Source organism: Anoxybacillus tepidamans PS2 (assembly GCF_000620165.1).
Classification (GTDB): Bacteria; Bacillota; Bacilli; order Bacillales; family Anoxybacillaceae; genus Anoxybacteroides; species Anoxybacteroides tepidamans_A.
Map to the genome: position 1 here is coordinate 1 of NZ_JHVN01000044.1, position 2372 is coordinate 2372.

Below are 2372 nucleotides of genomic sequence, written 5' to 3' on the forward strand. Positions count from 1 at the left end.
CCTTTTGTGGAGGGAACTAGTCCCCTATCCATTCCAAATCCATTTCAGAGATACCCTATCTATGTTGCATTACACAAAATTCTTGACGGTACCGTAATAATTAATTCTTTTTTAATGAGGAAGCGAGGTGCATGACGGTGTCCGAAAATCAACTGTTAAAGGAAGCGCTAGATACGTTGAAACAAACAGGGGTTCGTATTACTCCGCAACGTCATGCGATATTGGAATATTTAACTCGTTCTATGTCACATCCGACTGCGGATGAGATATATAAAGCACTAGAAGGAAAATTTCCAAATATGAGTGTAGCAACGGTTTATAATAATCTTCGGGTGTTTAAAGAAGTAGGGCTTGTAAAGGAACTAACTTACGGTGATTCATCAAGCCGCTTCGATTTTGTCACCTCTGATCATTACCATATTATTTGCGAACAGTGTGGCAAAATTGTTGATTTTCATTACCCGGGGTTGGATGAAGTAGAGACGTTGGCGGCGCATGTAACAGGATTTAAAGTTAGCCATCATCGGATGGAAGTATACGGCGTTTGCACTGATTGTCAAAATGGGTATCATAAGCATTAAGAAGCTGATAGCACTGAGACGCTATCAGCTTCTTTTTTGTTTGCGGTTGTATTTTTCGTCAAACTCTTTGCCGGCTAATTCAGGATCTAATGTTAAAGGTTCATTGCAATACATGCACATATCGACTCTTCCTAGCATTTTTGTTATTTTTCCGCACGTTGGGCAAACGACTTGGATCGTCTTTGTCGATAACATTCCAATCCAAAAATACACGACAGTACTTGCGATAATGAAAAGTAATCCTAGAATCATAAATAAAGTCATAATTAGCATAGAAGTACGAAAAAATACCCCTATATACATTACAATAAAGCCGACAAAAATTAAGCTTAATGCAAATGTACGGATTTTATTGATTTTGCTTGAGTATTTGATTGACATTTGATTTGTCCCCCTTCTAAAACAACTATATCATAAAATTTTACGAATTAATCGGAATTCAGACAAATTTAAAGAGAGGAATTTTGCGGTTTTTGTCGAATTAACCCGTGTAAGAGCATTCGAATTTTATGGAGGAAAAAGTATGGAGGATATAATTCGCCCCATTTATCAAGAGCGAGCGAGTCATCGCAGTACGTTAGGGATTTTAATGGTTGAAAAAAAAATCAACAATTCAGCAGTTACTGATACGTTCGATGCCATCTTATTAGTTATTGCAAAAGAAACCGAGCGTTCAGTTTTTATTAAGCATTACATATCAAATGAGCAAAAGGTAGCGCTATATATTGTTGATGAACAGAAGTTAAATGAGTGGGTTCTTTTCGGTTCCAATCGTAAAATCATTGATTGGATTTTCAATGGAAAAGTTCTATTTGACCGCAATGAATATGTGCAACGATTGAGAGCGCAGATGCTGGATTTTCCTGAGGAAGTGCGACAACTGAAAATGGGATTGGAGTTTGCTAAGCTGATTCGAAGATATATGGATGGAAAAGTATTTCTTGAGACGAATCAGCTATTGGATGCCTACAACCATGTTGTTCATGCCTTGCATCATTTGGCACGGCTTGCTGTGATAGAGCAAGGGCTTTATCCGGAAGTGACTGTGTGGAATCAAGTTAAGCAAATTGACGCCCAAATTTACAAGCTTTACGAGGAGCTTGTAGAAAGTGAAGAACCCCTAGAGAAAAGGTTGGAGCTTTTATTTTTGGCAAGTGAATTTTTAATTCATTCGCGTATCCCATCGGGTTCAGCTCATTTATTGAAAGTATTAAAACAAAAAGAAGGAACTTGGAGTATTGGGGAAATTGCCAACCATCCTGAATTGCAAGTTTATTCTGTTGATCTTGTCATTATGTTGGAATATTTGGTGGATCGTCATCTTTTGGCAGTCAAAGAAATACCGACAAAAGGGCACAATGTCTTTCACCGTTACTATGCGGTAGCAAAACATCTATAAAAAGTAAGGGAGGCCCGATTTTTTGAAACGTCAATAACAGTAAAAAAGCATGGGCCTTTTCTTTTATGATTCTTCAATCACGCATCGGCTTTTTTATAAAGGTTTGCTGCTTACTCTAAAGTGGATAAAAAATTTATGGACCAAAAAAATAAAAAAAGTGGTTGACTTGCAAAAAATAAAATGATAAATTAGAAAACGCCGCTGCGGAGTATGAAGCCGCAGTCGTGAGAAATAAAAAAAGCTTGACACTTATGAATGAGAAATGTTATGATAAAAAAGTCGCTTTGAAAGAAGTCGACTAAATGATGTTCTTTGAAAACTGAACAAAACGAAGCGTCAATGAGAAAAGCGAAGGCGAGCGTTTAACGCCGAAAGGAAAATGTTCTTCCGAC

At 37.3% G+C, this 2372-nt stretch carries 3 protein-coding genes; 2 read left to right on the forward strand and 1 reads right to left on the reverse strand.

Annotated elements, in window-relative coordinates; translation table 11 throughout:
• Positions 1–131: 131 nt before the first annotated feature.
• Entirely contained in the window at positions 132–581 is a 450-nt protein-coding gene (perR, locus tag N667_RS0117355) for a peroxide-responsive transcriptional repressor PerR (protein WP_027410669.1), read from the forward strand.
• A gap of 24 nt (positions 582–605) precedes the next feature.
• Here perR and N667_RS0117360 read toward each other — a convergent pair whose 3' ends face one another.
• Positions 606–962, reverse strand: coding sequence for a YgzB family protein (locus N667_RS0117360; protein WP_027410670.1), 357 nt, complete (start codon positions 960–962; stop codon positions 606–608).
• Between the two features lie 142 nt (positions 963–1104).
• Between N667_RS0117360 and N667_RS0117365 the strand changes: the two genes are divergently transcribed.
• Positions 1105–1980, forward strand: a complete 876-nt coding sequence (locus tag N667_RS0117365; RefSeq protein ID WP_027410671.1) for a nucleotidyltransferase-like protein — start codon at positions 1105–1107, stop codon at positions 1978–1980.
• The last annotated feature ends 392 nt before the right edge of the window (positions 1981–2372 follow it).